This is a genomic window from Foliimonas ilicis, from assembly GCF_039939195.1.
GTDB lineage: Bacteria > Pseudomonadota > Alphaproteobacteria > Rhizobiales > Rhizobiaceae > Foliimonas > Foliimonas ilicis.
Map to the genome: position 1 here is coordinate 196,288 of NZ_JBDUUH010000001.1, position 17,212 is coordinate 213,499.

16 protein-coding genes are annotated in these 17,212 nt (G+C 59.0%); 3 read left to right on the forward strand and 13 right to left on the reverse strand.

Annotated features, from left to right (window positions below; genetic code table 11):
• Positions 1-74: 74 nt before the first annotated feature.
• Positions 75-695: a L,D-transpeptidase gene (locus ABFT80_RS00970; protein WP_347969990.1), complete on the reverse strand. Its 621-nt coding sequence runs from the start codon at positions 693-695 to the stop codon at positions 75-77.
• Here ABFT80_RS00970 and ABFT80_RS00975 point away from each other — a divergent pair.
• Positions 649-876 carry a hypothetical protein gene (locus ABFT80_RS00975; RefSeq protein ID WP_347970854.1) on the forward strand — a complete coding sequence of 76 codons (228 nt, stop codon included), beginning with the start codon at positions 649-651 and terminating at the stop codon, positions 874-876. The genes ABFT80_RS00970 and ABFT80_RS00975 overlap by 47 nt on opposite strands.
• A gap of 36 nt (positions 877-912) precedes the next feature.
• On the opposite strand, the gene ABFT80_RS00980 is transcribed toward ABFT80_RS00975, so the two are convergent.
• Together ABFT80_RS00980 and ABFT80_RS00985 are read right to left on the reverse strand one after the other, a co-directional pair.
• A complete protein-coding gene (locus ABFT80_RS00980; protein WP_455189854.1) occupies positions 913-1,434 on the reverse strand; it encodes a PIN domain-containing protein in 522 nt (173 codons plus the stop codon).
• Between the two features lie 52 nt (positions 1,435-1,486).
• Entirely contained in the window at positions 1,487-1,930 is a 444-nt protein-coding gene (locus ABFT80_RS00985) for a helix-turn-helix domain-containing protein (RefSeq protein WP_347969991.1), read from the reverse strand.
• A 166-nt stretch (positions 1,931-2,096) separates the two neighbouring features.
• Here ABFT80_RS00985 and ABFT80_RS00990 point away from each other — a divergent pair, with 166 nt between their 5' ends.
• Entirely contained in the window at positions 2,097-2,597 is a 501-nt protein-coding gene (locus tag ABFT80_RS00990) for an MmcB family DNA repair protein (RefSeq protein ID WP_347969992.1), read from the forward strand.
• A 61-nt stretch (positions 2,598-2,658) separates the two neighbouring features.
• On the opposite strand, the gene ABFT80_RS00995 is transcribed toward ABFT80_RS00990, so the two are convergent.
• From ABFT80_RS00995 to hrpB, 3 genes are all read right to left on the reverse strand, one after another.
• On the reverse strand, positions 2,659-3,219 hold the full coding sequence (locus ABFT80_RS00995; protein WP_455189871.1) for an ActR/PrrA/RegA family redox response regulator transcription factor: 561 nt from the start codon (positions 3,217-3,219) through the stop codon (positions 2,659-2,661).
• A 64-nt stretch (positions 3,220-3,283) separates the two neighbouring features.
• Positions 3,284-4,609: an ActS/PrrB/RegB family redox-sensitive histidine kinase gene (locus ABFT80_RS01000; protein WP_347969994.1), complete on the reverse strand. Its 1,326-nt coding sequence runs from the start codon at positions 4,607-4,609 to the stop codon at positions 3,284-3,286.
• 33 nt (positions 4,610-4,642) lie between these two features.
• A complete protein-coding gene (hrpB, locus tag ABFT80_RS01005; RefSeq protein ID WP_347969995.1) occupies positions 4,643-7,099 on the reverse strand; it encodes an ATP-dependent helicase HrpB in 2,457 nt (818 codons plus the stop codon).
• Between the two features lie 183 nt (positions 7,100-7,282).
• On the opposite strand from hrpB, the gene phnN reads away from it, so the two are divergent.
• Positions 7,283-7,906 carry a phosphonate metabolism protein/1,5-bisphosphokinase (PRPP-forming) PhnN gene (gene phnN, locus ABFT80_RS01010; RefSeq protein ID WP_347969996.1) on the forward strand — a complete coding sequence of 208 codons (624 nt, stop codon included), beginning with the start codon at positions 7,283-7,285 and terminating at the stop codon, positions 7,904-7,906.
• Positions 7,907-8,146: 240 nt separating this feature from the next.
• On the opposite strand, the gene ABFT80_RS01015 is transcribed toward phnN, so the two are convergent.
• The 7 genes from ABFT80_RS01015 to dnaK form a co-directional block, all read right to left on the reverse strand.
• Positions 8,147-10,450, reverse strand: a complete 2,304-nt coding sequence (locus ABFT80_RS01015; RefSeq protein ID WP_347970803.1) for a Tex family protein — start codon at positions 10,448-10,450, stop codon at positions 8,147-8,149.
• A gap of 19 nt (positions 10,451-10,469) precedes the next feature.
• The gene (gene pyrF, locus ABFT80_RS01020) at positions 10,470-11,168 is read right to left on the reverse strand and encodes an orotidine-5'-phosphate decarboxylase (protein ID WP_347969997.1); all 699 of its coding nucleotides are present in this window, start codon (positions 11,166-11,168) and stop codon (positions 10,470-10,472) included.
• Positions 11,165-11,755 carry an NADPH-dependent FMN reductase gene (locus tag ABFT80_RS01025; RefSeq protein WP_347969998.1) on the reverse strand — a complete coding sequence of 197 codons (591 nt, stop codon included), beginning with the start codon at positions 11,753-11,755 and terminating at the stop codon, positions 11,165-11,167. Before ABFT80_RS01025 ends, pyrF begins: the two co-directional genes overlap by 4 nt.
• A 100-nt stretch (positions 11,756-11,855) precedes the next feature.
• A complete protein-coding gene (gene pmtA, locus ABFT80_RS01030; protein ID WP_347969999.1) occupies positions 11,856-12,464 on the reverse strand; it encodes a phospholipid N-methyltransferase PmtA in 609 nt (202 codons plus the stop codon).
• Between the two features lie 180 nt (positions 12,465-12,644).
• Complete coding sequence (gene dnaJ, locus ABFT80_RS01035) at positions 12,645-13,778, reverse strand: molecular chaperone DnaJ (protein ID WP_347970000.1); 1,134 nt, start codon at positions 13,776-13,778, stop codon at positions 12,645-12,647.
• A 183-nt stretch (positions 13,779-13,961) separates the two neighbouring features.
• On the reverse strand, positions 13,962-15,053 hold the full coding sequence (locus ABFT80_RS01040; RefSeq protein WP_347970001.1) for an acyltransferase family protein: 1,092 nt from the start codon (positions 15,051-15,053) through the stop codon (positions 13,962-13,964).
• A 187-nt stretch (positions 15,054-15,240) separates the two neighbouring features.
• Positions 15,241-17,157 (reverse strand): molecular chaperone DnaK, encoded by a 1,917-nt coding sequence (gene dnaK, locus ABFT80_RS01045; protein ID WP_347970002.1) that lies wholly within the window; start codon positions 17,155-17,157, stop codon positions 15,241-15,243.
• Between the last annotated feature and the right edge of the window lie 55 nt (positions 17,158-17,212).

The window sequence follows — 17,212 nt, forward strand, 5'->3', positions numbered from 1 at the left end:
CTACAAACACAAAAAACCGGGCGAGTAGCCCGGTTTTTTGTTGTGGGACACGGTGTTGCCGAGACGGTCCGCACTTATCTAACAATCACCTTCGCCCCATCCTCGACGCGATTGTAAAGATCTATGATGTCCTGATTGATCAGGCGAATGCAGCCGGACGACATGGCCTTGCCGATGGAATTCCATTCCGGCGTGCCATGCAGGCGATAACCGGTATCGCCGCCCTTGTTGAACAGATAAAGCGCGCGTGCACCCAACGGGTTCATGACGCCGGGCGGCTGCCCGCCACGCCATTTCGCCAATTCCGGCTGGCGCTGGATCATTTCGCGGGGCGGCGTCCAGGTCGGCCATTCGCGCTTGAAGGCGACCCGCGCAGTGCCCTTCCACTCGAAGCCTTCACGACCGACGCCGATGCCGTAGCGTACGGCCTTTCCTTCCGGCAGGATGTAATAGAGAAACTTCTCATTCGTATCGACGATGACCGTCCCGGGCGCCTCTTCCGACGCATAACGGACGATCTGGCGGTGATACTTCTTGTCGACCTTGCTGATCGGGATCGTCGGGATCTGGTATCCCGCGTCCGTTCTCATTCCGTAATCGGAAGAAAAGCGCTGCAGCGAACCGTCGCTGGTACAACCTGCGAGAGCAGTGGCAAAGGCCAAGCCAGCAACGATGGATAAGGATTTCAAATTCATCGAAAGTCCGCACAACGCTGAAATAAGGAATACTGGCCCGAATCGAGCCGTATTTTCGCCTTTATTGTTAATTGCGCTTCGCCGCCACGCCAAGCCCTATCGCAATGCTTACGCACCGGAAACGCACGTAAAGCTGGTATTGTTGTATTTGAGCAACGAAGATGGTGGGCAATTGCCTTGATCGCCAAGCACCATGCTATCACTACGGCAAGATCAGCTAAATGACACCAGCATATGCGCGAAGATGGCCTACTGTTTTTGGAAGGCCCTGTTTTTCGAGCGTGTCCAAGTACTCATTTGCATTTTTGGGCGGATTCTTTAGCCGCTCTCTGCATCTTTGAACCGACACCAGCACTGCTGCGTCGTCGATCCCGAATTGATGGAATATAAAATCGTCTGGATGGATGAGTTCCAGTTGGTATCTGTCGAGGACAGGCTTCGGAAAGTCTTTAAGATTGAAGGTTACAATTGCGTCAGAGGCCGAAAGAATGGCCGCAGCCAGAACATGCCGATCATTAGCATCTGGCAGTTCCAAGCTTGGAATAAGCTCCTCATAACCCTCGACGAGACAATCCGGCACTGCCCGGTTCATCAGATCGCGCGTGCGGTGAATGTTTTCAGCATCAAGGTCTGGGCGATCTTTTAGAACATTGCGAATCCATTCTTCGTGGATTTGCTCGGTCCATTTGGCGCGATACAGGCCGACTCCGGCTGCGAGTTCGAGAAGAAAATCCCTCAACGGAGCGGGATAAAGAACGCAAGCGTCGAGAACGGCAGTGTATGGTGATGTCTTAATAGCCCATCCCCAATTCTTGCGCCTGCGCAGCCAACTCCTCCATCACTTTCTTCCGGTCTTCCTCTGTGCTCTTTCGATAAGCTGCCAAGTCGCTGAATTTGACACGGCGATGGGTACCTACCAAGCTGAACGGCAGCTTACCTTCCTCAAGCAAGCGAATAAGGTATGGTCGCGAAACATTGAGATAGTCGGCCGCTTCCTGCGTCGTGAGTTCGGCATGAATCGGGATTATCGTTACGGCATTCCCCTGCGCCATTTCGGTCAGAAGGCGGTAAAGTAAATCACCAACGCTTTTAGGCAGGCGCAAAGTCTCATTGCCAACCTGAACCTTCAATTCAGCGCCTTCGTGTTTTGTACGCGAAAGCTGGCGACTGGCCTGTGCGGCGAGCTCGGCATCATCAGCCGATGGCAGTATTGGTCGATCAAGCAGCTTTGTCATGGTTCATTTCCTTGATTTACGCTGCATATAAGACCCCGAATCACTATCCGCAATATCCGAAATAAACGCAATATATGAATTGATGGTGTCGAAAATCCTTCTCGTGGCAAAACTCTCACATCAAAAACAGGTTCAAAACGAGAACATTTGATGGCATGATGCGTTGATGCCGATCATTTCACCGATTCCCCTGAACCCGTTGGCGGATGGCCGACAGTCCGAGCGTGCCATGATTATAAGGCGCGGGGTGCAGCGGCTGATGATGCAAATGGGGGTTCATGTCCTGCCGGAACTGTCACTGGCAACCGGGCGCAGGGCCGATCTTGTGGCGCTGACGCCGCGTGGCGACATATGGATTATCGAGATCAAATCCTCGATCGAGGATTTTCGGGTCGATCGCAAATGGCCGGAATATCGGCTGCATTCGGACCGCTTCTTCTTCGCGACGCATCCTGACGTGCCGGCCAATATCTTCCCGGAGGAATGCGGCTTCATTCTTTCGGATGGCTATGCGGCGGAGATTATGCGCGAGGCTCCTGAACACCGCCTGCCGCCTGCGACGCGAAAAAGCCTGATGCTGCGGATCGCGCGGGCGGGTGCAGCGCGGTTGCTGGCAGCCGAGCTGGCAGGCGTTTCAGTGCCTGCCCTTGAAGGCGAGAGCGAGTAGAGGCATCAGACCGAAAAGTGGTCCGCGGTTTTCGGACTATTCCGATGCTCATACAAAAAGATCAGCGCGGCGCGCGCTTGGCCAGAATGCGCTGCAGGGTGCGGCGATGCATGTTGAGACGGCGCGCGGTTTCCGAAACATTGCGCTCGCACATTTCATAAACGCGCTGGATATGTTCCCAACGCACACGATCTGCCGACATCGGATTTTCCGGGGGAACGGCACGTTCGCCGGTCGTGCGGGTCAGCGCTGCAAACACATCGTCGGCGTCGGCTGGCTTCGACAGATAATCGATTGCGCCGAGCTTTACCGCCGTGACTGCAGTTGCAATGTTTCCATAGCCGGTCAGGATAATCGTACGTGAATCGTCGCGCTTTTCGCGGATCGCCGCGACGACATCGAGGCCGTTTCCATCGCCCAGCCGCATATCGACAACGGCATAGGCTGGCGGGGTCACTCTTGCCTTGGCGACGGCCTCCGCCACGCTCTCGGCAGTCTCCACCTGAAACCCGCGCGCTTCCATTGCGCGCGCAAGGCGGGTCAGAAATGGCTTGTCGTCATCCACGATCAGAAGGGTGATGTCGTCTCCGGTGATGGTGCCTTCAATCGTGTCTGCGGTCATCATGCATTCGTCCGTCAATTTTTCTTTCACGCTTATATAATGGGCAAAAGGTTATTTTTCCAATTCAGGCGGCGTCAAAGTTGGGAAAAGCTGCAAAACCGGACGTTAAAAACGTCTCCCGCTCCCATTCGATGGTCACTATAGCGCCTTTTCCGCGCTCATTAGCATTCTGCACGGTGAAGGATGCGCCTGATCGTTCGAGCAATGTCTTCGCGATGAAAAGACCCAGACCCAGCCCGCCGCCGGAATCCACGCCCTGTCTTGTAGACATATAGGGTTCACCGATCCGGTCGAGGATTTCCGGCGGAAAGCCGGGTCCGTCATCAACCACCTCAAGAACGATACTCTTCTCGTCCCATTTCCAACGCACCAACACTTCGGCCTGCGCAAAATCGACGGCGTTCTCGACCAGATTTCCCAGACCATAAATGACGCCCGGGTTGCGGCGACCAACTGGCTCGGTGCCGATCAGGGCGCCCGGCTCCAGCTTGATCGTGATGCCAAAATCACGATGCGGAGCGATCACCTCTTCGATCAGCGAGGTGAATGGCAGGCGGGCCAGATGCTCCTCGCTTTCGGAGGACAGGCTGGTCAGCCGCTTCAGGATCTGGCGGCAGCGCTCGCTTTGCGACCGAAGCAGCGTGACATCTTCGTGGTAGCGGGAATCGCTGCCCAGCGCGCGCTCCATCTCTTTCGACACCAGCGCAATCGTTGCCAGCGGGGTCCCGAGTTCGTGCGCGGCGGCGGCGGCCAGCCCGTCGAGCGCGGAGAGATGCTGTTCGCGTTGCAGCACCAGTTCGGTCGCCGCCAGGGCATTGGCCAGAAGCCGCGCCTCCTCGGCAACGCGCCAGGCGTAGAAGGCCGTAAAGGAGATGCTCGACAAAACAGCCATCCACACGCCCGAAACATAGATGAAGGGCATGAGAAGCTGTGTGCCTTCGAACCAGGGCAACTGAAAATGAAAGAACGCCAGCCCGGTGGCAGCCGCCATGACGATCAATGCCAGCGATATCGTCAGCCGAAGCGGCAGCGAGGTTGCCGAGATAACAACGGGCACGGCCATCAAAATGGAAAACGGGTTGGTCAGCCCGCCGGTCATATAGAGCAGCCCGGCAAGCTGCAGAGAATCGAAGGTCAGGATTCCGAACGCCGCCAGCGGGTTGAGACGATGTGCAGCCGGAAACCGGAACGTAAGAAACAGATTGAGCCAGGCCGAACATGCGATAAGCGCGAAGCACAGGCTGACCGGCAGTGGAAATTCAAAACCATAGGCAACGACGATGACCGTGACGCTCTGGCCGACGACCGCCAGCCAGCGAAGCCGTATCAGCGTATTGAGCCGTAGCCTGTGGCTCTGCTGAAGATCGGGCGTTCGCAGCGGTTTTATCATGGTGCTCATACTCCGTGTTGGCGGCGCATATGTCTATCTGGCGCGCGGCTTGGCGCGGTTTGTCGCTTGTGCGGATGCCGGATCTTCCGGCCATTCATGTCGAGGATAGCGCCCGCGCATGTCGGAGCGCACATCGGTCCATGAACCGCGCCAGAAACCTGGCAGATCGCGCGTCGTCTGGATCGGGCGATGCGCAGGCGAAAGAAGTTCTAGCGTCAACGGAACGGTTCCGCCCGCGACGGCCGGATGCTGGCCAAGCCCGAACAGTTCCTGCACGCGGATCGACAACACCGGCCACTCACCATCATAGGAGATCGGAAGCCTGCTGCCGGATGGCGCATCGTAATGCGTCGGGGCAAGGGTTGCGAGCTTTCGCTGAAGATCGTGCGGCACCAGCGACATGAGCGCTGCCTGCAATGCACCGCCTGCCAATTCGCCAAGCGAAGCCTTGCCCGGCATGAAGGGCAAGAGCCAGGCATCGAGCGTTTCCAGCAATGCCTCGTCCGACATTTCCGGCCAGGGCGCACCAAGGCCCCGATGGAGCCAGGACAGACGGTGGCGCAGCGCCTGCGGCTCACCATTCCACGGCAGAATGCCGAGACCATGTTCGCGGATCGCCTCGATCAGCGCATGATCGGCTTCATCGCCTTGCGGCGGCGGCAAAAGCCGCTCGGTCAGCGTGATTGCGCCCAGCCGCAATGTTTCGCGCGCGCGGATCGCCCTGCGGGCGACATCGAAACTCGTTTCCGAACGGCGTTCGATCTTCGCGCCAAGCACGGAGCGTATATCCTCTTCCGAAATCGCAGCCGCAGCAGATATGCGTGCATTCTGCGCCTTGCCCTGAAGATCGGCTACGACCAGAAATCCTTCGCCTGCGAGTGGGTCAGCCACATCGAGCATCGCGCCGCTGCCATTGGCCAGCACGAACCGCCCACGCTCGCCGCGCGCCTTCGCCACGCGGTCCGGCCAGGCGTGAAGCAGCAATCGGCCTGCGGAAGAATCGTCTTCCTTTCTCGATGAAGGCGAAGCTTTCGCCAGCCGCTCAGCCAGTTTCCGGGCAGCAGTAGCGCGGGGCGATCTGTCCGTCCTGAAACGCGAAAGCCTGCGCTCAAGATCGACGCTGTCGCCGCCAAGGCCGCGTTCGGTCAAAAGAACGGCAATTTCGGCAGCCTCCAATGCATGACCATCACCCGCTGCCTCCGCAACCATATGCGCGAGCCGCACGGGCAGTGCCAGACCACGCATCCTTTCACCCGAAGGGGTCAACCGCCCGGCACCATCGATCGCATCCAGCCGCTCCAGAAGCGCGCGCGCTTCGTTCAACGCGGGAACAGGCGGCGGATCGAGAAATGCCAGGCTCGACGGATCGCTGACACCGAAAGCTGCGCAGTCGAGCAACAGACCCGATAAATCCGCTTCGAGGATTTCGGGCGGCGTAAAGGCTGAAAGCGCTGCCGTCTGCTCGGTGCGCCAGAGCCTTATCGCCACACCGGGCCTTGTGCGACCTGCACGGCCCGCCCGCTGTTCGGCAGAGGCTCGCGACACGCGAACCGTCTCAAGCCGCGTCAGGCCGCTGGCAGGCTCGTATTTGGGCAATCTGGACAGGCCGGAGTCGATTACGACACGCACGCCGTCGATCGTGATCGACGTTTCTGCAATCGCGGTTGCCAGCACCACCTTCCGGCGGCCTTCCGGCGGCGGGCGGATTGCAGCGTCCTGCTCCTTGCCATCGAGCATTCCGTAAAGCGGAACCACATCGACATTGTCTGCGACATGCCCGTTCAATCGCTCGGCGGTGCGCTCGATCTCGCGCTGGCCGGGCAGGAAGGCAAGCACGCTGCCTTCCTCCGAATAAAGTGCCTCGCGGATCGTCTTGGCCATCGCATCTTCGACAGGTGTTCCGGCCGGGCGTTCGGAATAACGGATTTCGACGGGGAAGCTGCGTCCTTCGCTCTCGATCACCGGAGCATCTCCAAGCAGCCTTGCAACACGCGCGCCGTCCAGCGTCGCCGACATGACGAGCAGCCGCAGATCGGGACGCAACGCGCCCTGAACGTCGAGCGCAAGCGCCAGTCCGAAATCGCCATCAAGGGACCGCTCATGAAACTCGTCGAAAAGAACAGCACTGACGCCCTTCAATTCCGGGTCGTCCAGAATCATGCGCGACAGCACGCCTTCGGTGACGACCAGAATGCGCGTTTTCGGCCCGACGCGGGATTCCATGCGCATCGTGTAGCCGACAGTTCCGCCGGGCTCTTCGCCAAGCAGGGAGGCCATTCTGCGCGCTGCCGCACGCGCTGCCAGCCGGCGCGGTTCCAGCAACAGGATTTTCCCGTCACCCAGCCAGGGAGCGTCGAGAAGCGCCAAAGGCACAAGCGTCGTCTTGCCCGCACCGGGCGGTGCGACCAGCACGGCACTGCTGCCATCCTCCAGCGCCTGCGCCAAAGGTTTCAGCACCATCGATACGGGAAGCTCCGGCAGAGCGATCATTCGCCCGATCCCATCGGTCTTTGTGAAACTGCTTGTCTCATGGCTGCGCAATACCAGCATGGCCAAGCCGAGCGCAACGCCCCTGCACTTCCGGCTTCGTCAATCCGTCACAGAAATCGCTTATGGCATGATGGATTCGAGTGACGGAATGTTGATTGTACGGCGCCGGGAGCGCAAAATGGAATGATGGTTTCAGCCTTGATCGAACGCGAGATGACACGCAGCCACCTGCCCCTTCGAAACGGCGTGTTCATCGCGGTGACCGGCCCAAGCGGGGCAGGCAAGGACACGCTGATCGCCTATGCGCGCAAGCAACTTTCCGGATTGGAAGATGTCTGCTTCGCCCGCCGTGTCATCACGCGCGAGAGCGACAGCACGGAAGATCACGACACGCTGAGCGATGCCGAATTCCAGAAGGCCGAGGTAGAAGGCGCCTTCGCCATATGCTGGTCGGCGCACGATCTTCGCTACGGCATACCGGCGAGTGCCGATCTCGACATTGAGGACGGCCGCGTGGTGATCGCGAATGTCTCACGCGCAATCATTCCCGCTTTGCTCGATCGCTACGCCAATGTGACGCTGATCGAGGTCACAGCGTCGGAAGACATTCTCGCAGGCAGGCTCGCCGCGCGCGGACGTGAAGGCAGCAACGAGATTTCGGCAAGGCTTGCACGCACCGTTATCGCGCAATCGGACGTTCCCGTAACGCGCATCGACAACAGCGACACACCGGAAATCGGCGGCGAACGTCTGGTTGCTACTATCCGTAAGGCGCTCGCCTTCGCGGATGTGTCCGGGACTGTTTAGAGCACTTATTTTTAAATAGAAACGTAGGCGGGACAGCGCCCCCCTCTGTCCTGCCGGACATCTTCTCCACAGGTGGGGAGATTAGATTTCATCTATGATTTCGCCAATTTTGATTGTTGCAAAACTTGGCGCCTGCAAAAGCGGAAAGCCAATCTCCCCCCTCGTGGGGGAGATGTCCGGCAGGACAGAGCGGGGCGCTGTCCCGCCAGCTTTTCTATCCAAATATGAAGGGCTCTAGGCCTACTTCTTCTTGAAAGCATCAGCCAATGCCGTACCAAACGAGCCTTGTGATTGCTGCGGCTTGGCTTGAGACGGTTGCTGCTTCGGCTGGTGACGCGGCGTTCTGTCCTGCGAGGGCGCAGGACGCCCTGCATCGCCATCATGCTTGCGCATGGTCAGGCCGATGCGCTTGCGCTTGATGTCGACCTCGGTCACGCGCACTTTCACGACATCGCCTGCCTTGACGATTTCATGCGGGTCTTTCACGAAACGGTCGGCCAGTTGCGAGACGTGCACGAGCCCGTCCTGATGCACGCCGATATCGACGAAGGCACCGAAGGCCGCGACATTGGTGACCGTGCCTTCAAGCGTCATGCCGGGCTTCAAATCCTTTATGTCGTCGATGCCGTCGGCAAAAGTTGCGGTCTTGAAACCGGGGCGCGGGTCACGGCCCGGCTTTTCCATTTCAGCGATGATGTCGCGAATGGTCGGCAGGCCGAAACGCTCATCCACGAAGGCGCGCGGATCGACCGCCTTGAGCGCTGCACTGTCTCCCATCAGCGTGCGCAGATCGCGGCCGCAGGCAGCAACAATCTTGCGGGCAACACCATAGGCTTCCGGGTGCACCGCTGAAGCATCCAGCGGCTCCTTGCCATTGGGAATGCGCAGGAAGCCCGCGCATTGCTCGAATGTGCGCTGGCCGAGGCGCGGAACGTCGAGCAGGCCGCGCCGTGTCGAGAAAGGCCCGGTCGCGTCGCGATGCGCAACAATCGCTTCCGCCAGAGATCCGCCGACACCTGAAACGCGGGCCAAAAGCGGCGCTGACGCCGTGTTCAGATCGACACCGACCGCATTCACCGCATCTTCCACGACAGCTTCCAGCGAGCGCCCCAAACGGTATTGATCGACATCGTGTTGGTATTGCCCGACGCCGATCGATTTCGGCTCGATCTTCACCAGTTCGGCAAGCGGGTCCTGAAGCCTGCGCCCGATGGAAACGGCACCGCGCAGCGAAACGTCGAGGCCGGGGAACTCCGTCGCCGCCGTCTGTGAGGCGGAGTAGATGGACGCACCGGCTTCCGAGACGATCACCTTTTGCGGCTTGGGTGCAGGCATATCCGACAGCATGTCGGCGACGAGCTTTTCGGTTTCGCGGCTGCCAGTGCCGTTGCCGATGGCAATCAGTTCGACGCCATGCTTGCCGATAAGCCGCGCAAGCTCGGCCTGCGTGCCGCGCACATCGTTCTTCGGCGGAAACGGATAAACGGTCGTCGTGTCGAGCAACTTGCCGGTGCCGTCCATGATCGCGACTTTGACGCCGGTGCGGATGCCCGGATCGAGACCCATAGTCGAGCGTGAACCGGCAGGTGCGGCCAGAAGCAGATCCTTCAGATTGCGCGCGAAAACCTTGATCGCTTCTTCTTCAGCGCGTTCACGCAATTCGCGCATCAAATCGAGCGAGAGGCTGAGCGAGAGTTTCACGCGCCATGCCCAGCCAATGACCTCCATCAGCCAGACATCGCCGGCTTGCATCGATGCTACGTCATAGGCGCGGGCAATCATCCGCTCGACAGGCTTCACCTTGGCCGTGTCGTCGGCATCGACTTCAATATCGAGCGACAGGAATTCCTCGTTGCGACCGCGCAGCATGGCCAGCGCGCGGTGCCCGGCGACGGTCGCCCAGCGCTCGCGATGGTCGAAGTAATCGGAGAATTTCGCGCCCGCCTCTTCCTTGCCCTCGACGCCCTTCGAGCGAAGAAATGCGTTTTCGCGCATATGCGCACGAAGGCGACCGAGAAGGTCGGCGTTTTCGGAAATGCCTTCGGCGATGATGTCGCGCGCGCCTTCGAGTGCGGCTTTCACGTCGGCAACTTCACCGCCCACATAAGTAGCGGCAAGCTCAGCTGGAACCAGCGCTCGATTGCCCATAATCGCTTCCGCCAGCGGCCCCAGCCCGCGCTCGCGCGCAATCTCGGCGCGCGTGCGGCGCTTCGGCTTGTAGGGTAGATAGATGTCTTCTAGCTCGGCCTTGGTCGTCACGATTGCGATCTTGCCGGCAAGTTCGTCGGTTAGCTTGCCCTGTCCGCGGATCGAATCGAGGATCGCATCGCGGCGCGCATCGAGTTCGCGCAGATATACGAGCCGTTCGGAAAGCGTGCGCAATTGCGTGTCGTCCAGCCCGCCCGTGACCTCCTTGCGATAGCGCGCGACGAACGGCACGGTCGCGCCTTCATCCAGCAGCTTTATCGCAGCGGCGACCTGTTCTGCCTTCGCGTTGATTTCACCGGCGATCAGGCCGGGGATGCGCCTGGCGTTTTCTGACATTGCAATACTCATGATTTTATCAGGCGGCTACGCCTGCCATTTCGGCAAGGATGGCCTGTGCCGCAGCGCGGCGATCCGATGCTGCAACGATCGGCCGTGCAACGACCAGATGGCTGGAACCGTTGCGAAGCGCATCGCTTGGCGTCACCACACGTTTCTGGTCGCCATGATTCGCGCCTGCCGGGCGAATTCCAGGCGTCACGACCGCCAGATCAGGCCCGACGATGCGGCGCACGGCAGACGCCTCGCTTGCCGAGCAGACGATGCCGCCCATTCCGGCAGTCAGCGCCTGTTCGGAGCGGCGCAGGACCAGTGTATGCGGATCGTATTCGTAGCCGACCTCAATCAAATCGCGCTCGTCCATGGATGTCAGGACGGTCACGCCGAGAAGGCAAAGGTTACTACCACGCGCGGCTTCCACGGCAGCCCGCATCGCCTTCGGATAAGCATGCAGCGTCAGCATGGACATGCCCATTTTCACGATGTTCTCGACGCCCTTGGCGACCGTATTGTCGATGTCGAGCAGTTTCAGATCGAGGAAGACTTTCGTGCCGCCGCTCGCCAGTTCGCGCGCGAAATCGAGCCCGCCGGGGGCGTAGGCAAGCTGGTAGCCGATCTTGTAGAAATTCGCGATGCCATCCAGATCGCGCACGACGCTTTCCGCGTCCTTCACGCTCGGCACGTCCAATCCGACAATGAGATGGTCTGCAGGCTTCATGCTTCGCTCCTCGTTGACAACTGGTGCGCGCGATCAATCAGCGTGCGCACGACGTTTTCCATGGCCTTGCGCGTACGTTCTTCATGGAAATCTCCATTCTCGTCGAAGGCTTCATGCGCTCGCGGCACGGAACATTGCGGCGTGATCACTTCGATCTGACAATTCATCAGCACGGAACGCAGATGATAAAGCCCACGTATGCCCGCAAAGTTCCCATCGGATGAGGAACACAGCCCTGCTACCTTGCCACTATACGGCTTGAACGGACGGCCGCCATCCTTGTGAATACGGCTTACCCAGTCGATCGTATTTTTCAGCAGCGGCGGGATCGATGAATTGTATTCGGGGCTGGCGATCAGCAGGCCGTCATGCGCCGCAATGTGCCGCGCCAGTTTCATCGCGTTTTCCGGCACGCCGTGCTCTTTTTCCAGATCCTGGTCCATGATCGGCAAGGGATAGTCGGCCAGTGAAATGCGAGTGACTTCGGCGCCCTGAAGCGCCAGTTCGCGCTGTGCGGCATCTGCCGTGCGGCCGCTGTATGCGCCTGTTCTTATCGAGCCTGCAAAGACGAGAATTTTGGGGTTCATCCAGAAGCGCTCCGAAGTTCGGTGTGTTCGGGATATAGGCCTGCGCGCTCGCTGTCAAAACGAGAGCGAGTGCATGGCCGAGATTCCACAGGCGGAAAAGTCAGTTGCGCTTGGCGCGCCGGTAAATCCACAAATGCGCGGGCGGAATATTGCGGATGACGAAGTCGAACCGCTCGACCGTATAATCGCCAAGGCCCGGCGGGATCGGTGATTTGGGTCCGTAGGTGATCTGCATGACCGGGCGACCGTGCGGAATACGGTCCAGCGCGGCGTTCAGATAGGAAATGCGCTTCGCTACCGGAAAGCTCAGCATCGGCACACCGGAAATCACCGCATCGAAGGTTTTCGGCTCGACATGCGCAAGTGTACGATCAAGATCGAAAGCATCGCCCTCGATCACGTTCACCTTCGGATACAGGCGATGGAGATGGTTCACGAATTCCGGCGAATACTCCACGGCGTAGAGATTTTCCGGCTTCACGCCATGTTCGAGAATGGCCTTGGTGATAACGCCGGTACCCGGTCCAAGCTCAAGGACAGGCAGGCCGGAATGGATGTCGATGACGGAAGCCATACGCCGCGAGGTGATCGCGCTGGTCGGCAATATCGCGCCGACAGCCTTTGGCTTGTCCATCCACCCTTTGAAGAATCGCACCTCATCGTCGAACTTTTCAGCGATTGCCTTGCGCAATCCGGGTCCTCGACTCATTGAGGTCTTCTCCTCGAAAACAGCAGTGTTGCGATACTTATTCGCCCGTTGACGCTAAGGCAAGCTGGCGGCGCAAAAAAGCAGCAAAACGTCGCCTTTGAAATATTAAAGCAATTCGCCGCCAAGTGAACCCACTCGGCGGCGATTAAATCCTTTAAAGGTGCGACGAACCAGCGCCGTTCAGCGCTCGCTAAAGGATTCCAGGAAATCCTTCATGCGGGAAAAGAAACCGCTCGATTGCGGCGAGTTTTCCTTGGACGATAATTCCTCGAATTCCTGCAGCAATTCGCGCTGGCGCTTCGACAGGTTTTGCGGCGTTTCGACCGCGACCTGAATATAGAGGTCGCCTATATTGGGCTGACGCAGGATCGGCATGCCCTTGCCCTTCAGGCGGAACTGCCGCCCGTTTTGCGTGCCTTCGGTGACCTTTACGCGCGTCTGCGTACCGTCGAGCGTCGTCACCTCGAACTGACCGCCAAGGGCAGCAGTCGTCATCGAGATCGGCACCTTGCAATAAAGGTCCGCCCCGTCGCGCTGGAAGAACTCGTGCGGCTTCACCGACAGGAAAATATAAAGGTCGCCAGAAGGCCCGCCTCGCATTCCCGCTTCGCCTTCATTGGCGAGCCGGATGCGGGTGCCATCTTCAATGCCTGCCGGAATGTTGACGGAGAGCGAACGTTCCTCTGTCACGCGGCCCTGGCCCGCGCATTTCGGGCAAGGATCCTTGATCGTCTGGCCGCGGCCGTGGCATTGCGGGCAGGTGCGCTCGACTGAGAAGAAACCTTGTGCGGCGCGGACACGACCGGCGCCCGCACACATCGAACATGTTGCGGGCTGCGTGCCGGGCTTCGCGCCGGAGCCTGAGCATTCGTCGCAGGCGATCGAGGCCGGAACCCTGATCTGCGCCGTCTTGCCATTAAATGCTTCTTCCAGCGAGATTTCCATATTGTAGCGCAGATCGGCACCGCGCTCGCGACCGCCGGAAGAGCGGCGCTGGCGTCCGCCCATCATGTCGCCAAAAATGTCTTCGAAAATATCCGCGAAACCGCCGCCGCCGAAGCCATTCTGCTGGAAGCCCGCGCCGCCGCCATTTTCAAAGGCCGCATGGCCGAAACGGTCATAGGCAGCGCGCTTCTGCGGGTCCTTCAGACACTCATAAGCTTCGTTGATTTCCTTGAACTTGTGGTCGCACGCATTGTCGCCCGGATTGCGATCCGGGTGGAATTGCATCGCAAGCTTGCGGAACGCGCTTTTGAGTTCCTTTTCGTCGGCCCCTTTTTGAACGCCAAGGGTTTCGTAGAAATCAGCTTTCATCTTGTCCTGTGAACCGCGTGGTCAGTTTTTCGAGCGAGATGCATTGTTGTATGCCTATTTTTCGCCGCGACTGGCACTCGATTTAGTAAACCGCGAGCCCGTATGCCATAGGGCGCGGCAATCAAACGCGCAATTTTCGCCAGAAAATCTCGACTCAAGGCAAGTAAAATGGGTTTGTGGCCCTTAGGCAGCACTTCTTTCGCCGGCTGGCCTCGCAACGCCGCCGAAGCGGGCGTTGAGATATTTGCTTACCGGACCTTCGAAATAACGATCCGAAAGCATTGCCACCACCAGAACCGTGATCGCCGGAAGATACCAATAGGTATAAAAGCTCATCACATTCATAGGCTCGACGATCTTGCGCCACACCACCGCGAGAAGAATGCTCTCGATGACCGGATGGATCATGTAGATACCGAAGGAAACACGGCCAATAGGGTGAAGCGGTTTCAGATAATGCGCGGCTTCCGGCTCATTGCGCTCTGCAAGTCCGGCCAGAAACGTCGCTCCAGCCAGCAGCAGTACGATCACATAAGCATTCTGCAGGGTTGCCATGGCCGTGAGCGCGGCGACGAAACACAGCCAACCCGGTATCAGGCTGGAAAGCTTCCACTTGCTGTCGCGCACCGCAATGGCAACCAGCGCGCCGAGCGCAAAATCGGCGAAGGCACGGTATGCGCCCCATGTATTGGCCTGTAGCCAGCTCGGAAACGGGATCCAGCCGAAAGCCACCGCAATCTCCAGCGCCACGATCGAGGCCGCCGCGACAGTCGCCAGTCCCCACATTCCATACCAGCGATAGGCGAGCACGATGACGGGTAAGGTCAAATAGCAGAACCACTCCGCCGAAAGCGTCCAGCCGACATAGTTGAAGGTCAGTACGTCAGTCACGCCCCATGCCTGGATCAGCACGATATTGGCGGGTAGCGCCGACCACGCGTAGCGCTCCGGTTGATCCGACTGGACATAGCCCAGATGCAAGGCGAGGCCGACGATGCAGAAGAATATCAATGTCACGAGATAGAGCGGATAGAGCCGCGCCAGGCGGCGCACGATGAAGCGCCTGAACGAACCCGGCTCGGTCATCAGCGTATCGGCATAGCGCAGCATGATCAGAAAGCCGGAGATCATGAAAAACATTTCCATGAGCGGCAGCAGACGAAACAGAGCCGCGCTGGCAGCCTCATGTCCCGGCGGGGCATAGCGCAGGAAATGCCACATCATCACCGCAAGTGCAGCGGACAGCCGCCAAATCTCTAGCGTCCTGAAATGCAAATGCCCGACCTCAGCCCATTGCCCGCGGCAGATACCGCACGGCCCCTGATGATATTTCTACCACCTTGAGGCAAGCATCGCCGGACTTCCTTTAGACAAGCTTAATGCACGCTGAAGTTGCGACAGAGGGCCGATACAAAAAAGCCCGGCGCGATGGCCGGGCTTTCATGTCTATCTGCGTATTGGATCAGGCAGACTTTTTCTTGTCGTCGTCGTCGTTGATTTCCTCGAAATCAGCATCGACCACGTCGGAGTCCTTGGCTGCATCGGCCTTGGCGTCGGCTTCGGCAGCTTCCGCCTGGCTCGATTCGTACATTGCCTGACCGAGCTTCATCGAAGCTTCTGCAAGGCTCTGCGTCTTGGCGTTGATGTCTTCGAGGTCATCGCCTTCGGCAGCCGTCTTCAACGCAGCGATCGCATCGGAGATTGCCGTGCGGTCGGCTTCCGAAACCTTATCGCCATACTCCTTCAGAGACTTCTCCGAGGAATGGCCCAGCGCTTCTGCCTGATTGCGGGCTTCGACGAGGCCACGACGCTTCTTGTCGGCTTCGGCGTTCGATTCCGCATCCTTGACCATCTTTTCGATGTCGGCGTCCGAAAGACCACCCGATGCCTGAATGCGGATCTGGTGTTCCTTGCCGGTGCCCTTGTCTTTCGCGGACACGTTGACGATGCCGTTCGCGTCGATGTCGAAGGTCACTTCAATCTGCGGCACGCCCCGCGGTGCGGGCGGAATACCGACGAGGTCGAACTGGCCGAGCGCCTTGTTGTCCTGCGCCATTTCGCGCTCACCCTGGAAGACCCTGATGGTCACGGCGGACTGGCTGTCCTCGGCGGTCGAGAACACCTGGCTCTTCTTGGTCGGGATCGTCGTGTTGCGCTCGATGAGACGCGTGAACACGCCGCCCAGCGTTTCGATGCCCAGCGAAAGCGGGGTCACGTCGAGCAGCAGAACGTCCTTGACGTCGCCCTGCAGAACGCCTGCCTGAATGGCCGCGCCCATCGCAACGACTTCATCCGGGTTGACGCCCTTGTGAGGCTCCTTGCCGAAGAACTGCTTCACGATTTCCTGGATCTTGGGCATGCGGGTCATGCCGCCGACCAGAACCACTTCGTCGATTTCGCCAGCCTTGAGGCCCGCATCCTTGAGCGCTGCCTTGCAGGGCGCGACGGTGCGCTGCACCAGATCGTCGACCAGCTGCTCGAACTTCGAGCGGGTGAGCTTCAGCGTCAGGTGCTTCGGGCCAGTAGCATCGGCGGTGATGAAGGGCAGATTGATCTCGGTCTGCGTGGTGGACGACAACTCGATCTTGGCCTTTTCCGCAGCTTCCTTGAGGCGCTGCAGAGCGAGCTTGTCGTTCTTCAGGTCGATGCCCTGTTCCTTCTTGAACTCGGCTGCCAGATATTCGACGAGACGCATGTCGAAATCTTCACCGCCGAGGAAGGTGTCGCCATTGGTCGACTTCACTTCGAACACGCCGTCGCCGATTTCCAGCACGGAAATATCGAAGGTGCCGCCGCCAAGGTCATAGACAGCGATCGTCTTGCCTTCGCGCTTGTCCAGGCCATAGGCAAGGGCAGCAGCGGTCGGCTCGTTGATGATGCGCAGAACTTCAAGGCCGGCAATCTTGCCTGCATCCTTGGTGGCCTGACGCTGAGCGTCGTTGAAATAGGCAGGAACGGTGATGACGGCCTTTTCGACCTTCTCGCCGAGATAAGCTTCCGCCGTTTCCTTCATCTTCTGAAGGATCATCGCCGAAATCTGGCTTGGCGACTGCTTCTTGCCAGCAGCTTCTACCCATGCGTCGCCATTGTCGCCCTTGACGATGTGATACGGGACAAGCTTCTTGTCCTTCTCCGTCACCGGGTCGTCATAACGGCGGCCGATAAGGCGCTTCACCGCAAAAATCGTGTTTTCAGGATTCGTTACCGCCTGACGCTTGGCCGGCTGGCCAACGAGGCGCTCGTCGCTATCCGTAAAAGCGACGATGGAAGGCGTGGTGCGTGCGCCTTCAGCATTTTCGATGACCTTCGCGTCCTTGCCGTCCATGACGGAAACGCAGGAATTGGTCGTACCCAGATCTATACCGATTACTTTAGCCATATCTTTTCTCTCCACTAAGCAGGCTGCCAGGACCCATCAAGGCGTTCCGGCGGCA

Excerpts from the sequence above, each read along its gene's own strand:
- ABFT80_RS00970 (WP_347969990.1), bottom strand. The coding sequence starts at position 695 with ATGAATTTGAAATCCTTATCCATCGTTGCTGGCTTGGCCTTTGCCACT.
- ABFT80_RS00985 (WP_347969991.1), bottom strand. The coding sequence starts at position 1,930 with ATGACAAAGCTGCTTGATCGACCAATACTGCCATCGGCTGATGATGCC.
- ABFT80_RS00990 (WP_347969992.1), top strand. The coding sequence starts at position 2,097 with ATGCCGATCATTTCACCGATTCCCCTGAACCCGTTGGCGGATGGCCGA.
- ABFT80_RS00995 (WP_455189871.1), bottom strand. The coding sequence starts at position 3,219 with ATGACCGCAGACACGATTGAAGGCACCATCACCGGAGACGACATCACC.
- ABFT80_RS01000 (WP_347969994.1), bottom strand. The coding sequence starts at position 4,609 with ATGATAAAACCGCTGCGAACGCCCGATCTTCAGCAGAGCCACAGGCTA.
- hrpB (WP_347969995.1), bottom strand. The coding sequence starts at position 7,099 with ATGATCGCTCTGCCGGAGCTTCCCGTATCGATGGTGCTGAAACCTTTG.
- phnN (WP_347969996.1), top strand. The coding sequence starts at position 7,283 with ATGATGGTTTCAGCCTTGATCGAACGCGAGATGACACGCAGCCACCTG.
- ABFT80_RS01015 (WP_347970803.1), bottom strand. The coding sequence starts at position 10,450 with ATGTCAGAAAACGCCAGGCGCATCCCCGGCCTGATCGCCGGTGAAATC.
- pyrF (WP_347969997.1), bottom strand. The coding sequence starts at position 11,168 with ATGAAGCCTGCAGACCATCTCATTGTCGGATTGGACGTGCCGAGCGTG.
- ABFT80_RS01025 (WP_347969998.1), bottom strand. The coding sequence starts at position 11,755 with ATGAACCCCAAAATTCTCGTCTTTGCAGGCTCGATAAGAACAGGCGCA.
- pmtA (WP_347969999.1), bottom strand. The coding sequence starts at position 12,464 with ATGAGTCGAGGACCCGGATTGCGCAAGGCAATCGCTGAAAAGTTCGAC.
- dnaJ (WP_347970000.1), bottom strand. The coding sequence starts at position 13,778 with ATGAAAGCTGATTTCTACGAAACCCTTGGCGTTCAAAAAGGGGCCGAC.
- dnaK (WP_347970002.1), bottom strand. The coding sequence starts at position 17,157 with ATGGCTAAAGTAATCGGTATAGATCTGGGTACGACCAATTCCTGCGTT.